This window comes from Solirhodobacter olei (genome assembly GCF_004010155.1).
Taxonomy (GTDB): Bacteria; Pseudomonadota; Alphaproteobacteria; order Rhodobacterales; family Rhodobacteraceae; genus Solirhodobacter; species Solirhodobacter olei.
Window position 1 is genome coordinate 202,687 of the sequence record NZ_RRYH01000015.1, and the last position, 6,908, is coordinate 209,594.

Consider the following 6,908-nt stretch of genomic DNA (forward strand, 5'->3'; position numbering starts at 1 on the left):
CTGTTTCGCCCTTATACCCGGTGCAGCGCCAGCGCCACGCCCTGCCCCACACCGACGCAGAGCGTGGCTAGCGCGGCCTTGCCGCCGCCCTCGGCCAGCGCGCGCGCGGCGGCCAGCGCGATCCGGGCGCCGGACATGCCGAGGGGATGGCCCAGCGCGATCGCGCCCCCATGCGGGTTCACCTGCGCCGCGTCATCCGGCAGGCCCCAGGCGCGCAGGCAGGCCAGCGCCTGTGCCGCGAAAGCCTCGTTCAGCTCGATCACGTCATAGTCGGCAGGGGCAAGGCCGTTGCGGGCCTGAAGCCGCTCCAGCGCCGCGACGGGCCCCAGCCCCATCACACGCGGCGCGAGCCCCGCGCTGGCCGAGGCGCCGATCCGGGCGAGCGGCGTCAGCCCGTGCCGCGCCACCGCCGCGCCGGAGGCCAGCAGCAGCGCCGCCGCCCCGTCATTGACGCCGGAGGCGTTGCCCGCCGTCACCGTCCCGCCCGCGCGGAAGGGGGCCTTGAGCGCCGCGAGTCTTTCCAGGCTGGTCGCGCGGGGATGCTCGTCCGCCGACACGGTGACCGCCTCGCCCCGGCGCTGCGGGATCGTGACGGGGGCAATGTCCCGCGCGTGCCAGGCGGCATCGTAGCGCGCTTGGCTGCGCAGCGCGAAGGCGTCCTGATCGGCGCGCGAGACGGCCCGCTCGGCGGCGACATTCTCGGCCGTTTCGGGCATCGACTCGATCCCGAATTCCGCCGCGATCCGCTTGTGGACGAAGCGCCAGCCGATGGTCGTGTCGTGGATCTCGGCGCGGCGGTCGAAGGCGCTCTCGGCCTTGGCCATGACGAAGGGCGCGCGGCTCATGCTCTCCACTCCGCCGGCGATCACCAGCTCCGCCGCGCCGGTGGCGATGGCCCGCGCGCCGAGGATCACCGCGTCGAGGCCGGAGGCGCAGAGACGGTTGACGGTCAGCGCCGGCACGGTCTCTGGCAGGCACGAGAGCAGCACCGCCATGCGGGCGACGTTGCGGTTGTCCTCGCCGGCCTGGTTGGCGCAGCCGAGGATCACCTCGTCGACCGGCAGGTTGCGCCCATCCAGAACCGCGTCGATCACATGGGCGGCGAGATCGTCCGGGCGCACGGCCGATAGCGCGCCGCCGTAGCGGCCGATAGGGGTGCGCTTGCCTGCGCAGAGGAAAACTTCGGTCATGCGAGCGCCTCCAGCGCCGGGGTGATCTGATAGCGGCCCTTCAGCTCTGCCGGGGCGGCGGCCTCCAGCGCGGCGAGCGTGGCGCGGACACGCGGCAGGCCGCGGGCACGGGCGGCGGCGAAGGGGCCACGCGGGAAATTGAGCCCGAGGCGCAGGGCGGTGTCGATATCCGCCTCGCTCACCCCGCCCTCGCCCAGAAGGCTTGCCGCCTCGTTGGCGAGTGTCGCCTCGATGCGGAGCGCGATGGCCTCGGCGTCTTCGGGCGGCGGGCCGGGCGGATCGGGGAAGAGAAAGCCGCGCCCGGTCTTGCGGCCGAGATCGCCGGCCTCCACCTGCCGCTCGAGGCTTGCGAAGACGTGGTAGCGGGGGTGGTTCCCCATCGCCTCGGCAAGGCCCCGCGTGGCGGCGAGGTTGATATCCGCACCGATCAGGTCGATCAGCGAGAACGGGCCCATCCGGTAGCCGGCGGCCAGCATCGCGGCATCGATCTCGGCGGCGCGGTGGCCGTCCTCCAGCAGCGCCAGCGCCTCGCCGTAGAAAGGCCGGGCGCAGCGATTGACGATGAAGCCGGGGCGGTCGGCGCAGGCGATGACGGTCTTGCCGGCGCCCTCGGTCAGCGCCCTGGCGCGGGCCAGCGCGGCGGTGGCGGTTGCGGGATGGGCGACCAGTTCCACCAGCTTCATCGCCGGAGCGGGGTTGAAGAAATGAAGGCCCAGCACCCGCTCCGGCCGTGCCGTTGCCCGCGCCAGCGCGCCGACGGAGAGCGAAGAGGTGTTGGTCGCAAGCACCGCCTCCGGCGCAAGCACGGCGTCGAGCTGGCCGAAGAGCGCGGCCTTGGGCTCCATCGCCTCGACGATCGCCTCGATGACGAGATCCGCCGGGGCCATCGCCTCGGGCCGCTCCACCACCTCCAACCGCGCGAGCGTCGTGTCCCGTGCCTCGCGGGTGAGCTTGCCGTCCCCCACCCGCCGGTCGAGCGATGCGGCGATGCGGGAGGCGGCGGTGGCGCGGCTCTCCTCCGAGAGGTCCGTCCCCAGCACCCGGCAGCCGGCCGAGGCGAAGACCTGCGCGATTCCGAGGCCCATCGCCCCCAGCCCCACGACGCCGATCACAGGTTCGGCCATGCCCGTCTCCCCTCTTCCGCTCCCCTGGGAAACTGGCGCAGACGAGGCGGTACTTCAAGCTTGAAATGAATCTTTACCTTCTGCATAGCGCGAAAACGGGGGTTCAAAGGGACCAGTCGGGGCTGGTTCAAAGCGGCGGCGCGTGCAGGTCGCGCTTGCAGTCCGCGGGCGGTTGGCCCGTGGTCGAAAAGGCCTCTACCCCGCAGACGCGGCAGCGGTATGCCGCGAGGCTTCCGCCCGAGCGGCCCTTGGTGCGCTGCCAGCGACAAGGGCGGCGCCTGCGGCGCGGCCGAAAGAGGAAGGCAAGCCCGAACAGCACGAGTAAGGCGAGAGCCCCATAGGCAAAGACGTCATCCGCGACCGCACCGGACGATGGCGAGGAGAGCCTTATCCAATGGGAGGTGAACTCCTTCATCCCGGTCAGCCTAGCCTGAAATGCGCCTACCGACAAAGGCCTGCGGGCGGGCCGATGTGCCGGGGCCGCCAGCACATTACAATACTCCAGGTGGCATTTCTCGACGAGATGCCGCCAAGGGTTGGTTTCGGTCTCGACCGAATCGAAGCCTCCATCGTAAGGATAAAGACAGATTTCGGCCCATTTCCGCCGCGCGGCCCGCCTCGTCACCCTCGTGGCCGGACCACAGGCCCCGAAGCACAACAAGACCGAAAGGCATGAAGATGAGCCGGAGACGGGCCCCCCCGCCCCACAGGTACCCGCCCCGGCCGCGCGGCGGCCTGCCCTTCCTGGGCCATATGCCTGCCTTCGCCGGCGACCAGCTCGGCTATCCGATCGCGGTCACGCGGGATTACGGCGACATGGTCGAGATGAACCTCGCCGGTTACCGCACCTGGCTCGTCAGCGACACCGCTGCGGTGGAGCAGGTCCTGGTCAGCGATCACCAGAAGTTCATCAAGACCCCCCTCATCTGGCGCCAGCTGACCGCGGTCTTCGGCACCGGCGTGCTGGCTTGCGAAGGCTCCCTCTGGCAGCACCAGCGCCGCATCGCCGCGCCCCCCTTCACGCCCCGTCGGGTGCAGGCCTATGACGGCAGGATCGTTTCCCTGGCGAAGAAGGAGGTCGACCGCTGGAAAGGCGATGCGACCTTCGACGTGCACCCGCCAATGATGAACCTGATGCTGCGCACCCTCACCGGGACCGTGTTCGACGCCGACACGGAATCCGAGGTGAAGATCATGGAGCACGCGCTGCGCCGGCTCCTGCACGAGATGTCCTATCGCTTCCGCCGCCCGGTGCTGATCCCGGACTGGCTGCCCCTGCCCTCCAACCGGCGCTACCTCAGGGCGATCGCGGATATCGACGGCGTGGTCGGCCGGATCGTGGCCGAGCGCAAGCGGGTCGGCACCGAGGGGCGGAACGACTACCTCTCCACCCTGCTGACCGCGAAGGACCAGCAGGGCCGGCCGCTGACGCCGAAGCAGATCCGCGACGACATGTTCAGCGTGCTCATCGCCGGGCACGAGACCACGGCGCTGACGCTGACCTTCACCTTCTACCTCCTGACCCAGCACCCCGAGATCCAGGCCCGGGTCATCGCCGAGATCGACGAGGTTCTGGGCGAGCGCGACGCCACCTCCGAGGACATCGCGCGTCTGAAGCTGACGAACGCGGTCATCCTCGAGTCGATGCGGGTCTATCCCGCCGCCTGGATGTTCGGCCGCGAAGCGATCGAGGATTGCGAGATCCAGGGCTACCACTGCCCCAAGGGCACGCAGATCCTGATCGCGCCCTGGGTGATCCACCGTGACGCCCGCCATTACGAGGATCCGGAGACGTTCCGCCCCGACCGATGGCTCGACGGCCTCGCCCAGAGGATCCCGCGCTGTGCCTTCCTGCCCTTCGGCGGCGGGCCCAGGATCTGCGTCGGCAACAGCCTCTCGATGATCGAGACGACGCTTTCGCTCGCCACGATCCTGCAGCGCGGCAGCGTCGAGTGGCGGGGCACCGCGCCGATCAAGCTCTACCCCTCCGCCACGATCATTCCCCAGGGCGGGGTGCCGATCGCCTTCAAACCCCGTGTGCAGGGCGCCGCGCCGGATCTGCGGCAGGAGCCCGCCGTGCCGGTGGGGGAGTAGGCGGCGCGGGGAGGGTCCGACGGGTCGCGCAGCCTCGCGCGGAGATGCCGCCACTGCGATGATCGACGCCCGCGGCGCCGATCCCGGCGCGGGCGACAGTGCCGGGCATTCGATCGAGAACCATTGGCCCGGAGATCGGCCGTGACCGCCGCGGGCTCTCCCGGATTGTTGAAAGCCGGTCGCCGATAGCCGGCCTCGGGCCTGGCGTCCTGGCACGGCCAAAGCGCCAAATATCCCGGCCCGACGCGATAGCGCGCTGGCGGATGGGGTGTCCCGCTGTCCGTCATAGTATTGGATCGCGGCACACGGAAATCTTCTACCTAAGGTAATGAAACTATGAAGAAACTGCGAGCATGTTCTTCCAGGCGACAACAGCCAACGGTATCCAACGGCTTGCAGGATGTTGGGAAAGAAGTTGGGAACAGATGCCAAAGAAGGCCAAGGAACTCAGTGCTATCGAAGTCAAGCGTTTGACGTCAGCGGGGTTCCACGCCGTAGGAGGCGTCGCCGGCCTCTACCTCGACGTCAACAAAAGGTCCGGCCGGTCATGGACCCTACGCACTACCATAGGAGGCCGCCGTCGAGATGTCAGGCTCGGAGACTATCCCGACGTCCCGCTCGCCGATGCCCGCGAGAAGGCACGACAGATGAAAGCGGCGATCTCTGGTGGCGCCGACCCCATCGCGGAACGCCGGGCTGCCCGCGCCGCAGCGATCGCCGAGCACAAAGCAGCGCTGACCTTCGAGAAGGCCGTGGACGATTATCTGTCCTCTGGCAAGCTCGACGGCAGGGTGCTGAAATAGTTGGCGATCCCGAACGGTTTCCCGTCGCATTGATGATCGACGTTCACTATCGGGTCCACCGACACCGAAGTCATGCGTGCCTGAAGCCAGTTTTCAATGTCACGCGGCCAATAGCCTCGGCAGCCGGGCAAGGTTGTTTGCGGCCATGGTGAGGATGAAGCGGGAGCGCAGGGCCCTGGGTCGGCCTGACGCCGTCGCGGAACCAATCCGGTGAACGCGATGTCTCGGGCGGCATCACCAAGGCAGGAGACGTCAACCTGCGCCGAGCCTTGTGTCAGGCCGCGACGGTCATGATGAACCGGGGGCGAGCGACGTGGCTGAGAACATGGGCTGCACAGGTCGCTCGCCGCCGCGGCGGGAGGCGCGCCATGGTCGCCCTGGCGCGCCGCATCAGCGTCATCCTGCACCGGATATGGGTCAATGACACCGACTTCCGGTCGGACATCGCGGTGTCTCATGTGGCCTAACGAGGTGAGCTCCCAACCGTTGCCTGTCTGAACGCAGGCCTTCGAGGTCCCCTAGGGACGCGGTTCCGATGATGCCGTGGTCAGGACTGTCGCCGATCCAGGTCGAGCACGCCTATGAGATGGGCACGTCGGAATTGCATTTGCACCAGCATCATGTTGGCAGCCATTGCGCTGACCACGGACCGAAGCATGTACCCGGGGCGATCTCAGACGAAGGCAGCGGCCACAGAACGACGGCTCAAACTAAGCTGATGCGAAAGCCGCACCTCAGCGGCCGGTGCCTTATGTGCGAAATGGCTTGACCGGGACGTCCCCGTTACGGAAGTCCTGACCCTACGAAGGCTTACCTCGGCGGATATGGTTCGGCCCCCGACATGTCGCACCGCCCCCACCGGACGCAAATCTGGACACCCCGAAGAGCGGCATATCCCCGCGGTTTCGGCCCGAGGCAATTGACCTTCCCTCGCTGCCGCATGATGATTTTCACGACGTTACCCTTATGAGACCCGCGCCGCAGCGACCGGAGCAGACCCTGAGAGGCAGGATGCCTGACTATACGCTCTACTACTGGCCGATCCCGTTCCGGGGTCACTTCGTGCGTTACGTTCTGGCGCATGTCGGCGCCGAATGGGAGGAGCCGGGGGCGGAGGCACTGCTGGCATTGAAAGATGCGACCCCGGCGGATCAGCCCTATCCCTTCATGGCGCCGCCCCTGCTTCATGACCTCAGAGCAGATCGCTGGCTCAGCCAGATGCCCGCGATCGTCATGTATCTCGGCCGCAAGCATGGGCTGGCAGGCGATCCGGACGAGGCGCTGCGGCTGGTGTCGGATGCCGCCGACATCCTGCTGGAGATCACCCGGCACCATGGCGACCAGATGTGGGATCGGCCCGCGTGGGAAGCCTTCACGGACACACGGCTGCCGCGATGGATGCCGCTGCACGAGGCGCTGGCTGCCAGGGGCCGGTTCGACGCGGAGAAGCCGGGGTTGGCGGAACTGACGCTCGCAGCCCTCTGGCACACGATGGTAGATCGCCTGCCGGGCCTGCGCCCCCTGCTCTCGGCCAATGCGCCGAGAGTGGAGACCCTCGTAGACGCCGTCGCAGCCCTGCCCGGGATCGCGACGATGCGGGCGGGCTGGGATCGGCAGGGTGCGGGCTACTGCGGCGGCCAGATCGAGGCCTCGCTTCGGGCCATGCTCGCTGGCGGGGACTGACGAAGGCATCTCCC

General features: G+C 68.4%; 5 protein-coding genes and 1 pseudogene. 4 read left to right on the plus strand and 2 right to left on the minus strand.

Annotated features, from left to right (window positions below; all coding sequences use genetic code 11):
* Window positions 1-11 precede the first annotated feature (11 nt).
* The gene (locus EIP85_RS12715) at window positions 12-1,190 is read right to left on the minus strand and encodes an acetyl-CoA C-acyltransferase (protein ID WP_127902557.1); all 1,179 of its coding nucleotides are present in this window, start codon (window positions 1,188-1,190) and stop codon (window positions 12-14) included.
* Window positions 1,187-2,314: a 3-hydroxyacyl-CoA dehydrogenase gene (locus EIP85_RS12720; protein WP_127902558.1), complete on the minus strand. Its 1,128-nt coding sequence runs from the start codon at window positions 2,312-2,314 to the stop codon at window positions 1,187-1,189. The genes EIP85_RS12715 and EIP85_RS12720 overlap by 4 nt, the downstream gene beginning before the upstream one ends.
* A 678-nt stretch (window positions 2,315-2,992) precedes the next feature.
* Between EIP85_RS12720 and EIP85_RS12725 the strand changes: the two genes are divergently transcribed.
* The 4 genes and pseudogenes from EIP85_RS12725 (at window position 2,993) to EIP85_RS12740 (ending at window position 6,894) form a co-directional block, all read left to right on the plus strand.
* A complete protein-coding gene (locus EIP85_RS12725) occupies window positions 2,993-4,408 on the plus strand; it encodes a cytochrome P450 (RefSeq protein ID WP_164871722.1) in 1,416 nt (471 codons plus the stop codon).
* 353 nt (window positions 4,409-4,761) lie between these two features.
* On the plus strand, window positions 4,762-5,211 hold the full coding sequence (locus EIP85_RS12730; protein WP_206615530.1) for an Arm DNA-binding domain-containing protein: 450 nt from the start codon (window positions 4,762-4,764) through the stop codon (window positions 5,209-5,211).
* Window positions 5,212-5,369: 158 nt separating this feature from the next.
* Window positions 5,370-5,678, plus strand: a pseudogene (locus EIP85_RS23575) (transposase); the annotation flags it as partial.
* 544 nt (window positions 5,679-6,222) lie between these two features.
* Window positions 6,223-6,894, plus strand: a complete 672-nt coding sequence (locus EIP85_RS12740; RefSeq protein ID WP_127902560.1) for a glutathione S-transferase — start codon at window positions 6,223-6,225, stop codon at window positions 6,892-6,894.
* Window positions 6,895-6,908 lie beyond the last annotated feature (14 nt).

Excerpts from the sequence above, each read along its gene's own strand:
- EIP85_RS12740 (WP_127902560.1), top strand. The coding sequence starts at position 6,223 with ATGCCTGACTATACGCTCTACTACTGGCCGATCCCGTTCCGGGGTCAC.
- EIP85_RS12730 (WP_206615530.1), top strand. The coding sequence starts at position 4,762 with ATGTTCTTCCAGGCGACAACAGCCAACGGTATCCAACGGCTTGCAGGA.
- EIP85_RS12720 (WP_127902558.1), bottom strand. The coding sequence starts at position 2,314 with ATGGCCGAACCTGTGATCGGCGTCGTGGGGCTGGGGGCGATGGGCCTC.
- EIP85_RS12725 (WP_164871722.1), top strand. The coding sequence starts at position 2,993 with ATGAGCCGGAGACGGGCCCCCCCGCCCCACAGGTACCCGCCCCGGCCG.
- EIP85_RS12715 (WP_127902557.1), bottom strand. The coding sequence starts at position 1,190 with ATGACCGAAGTTTTCCTCTGCGCAGGCAAGCGCACCCCTATCGGCCGC.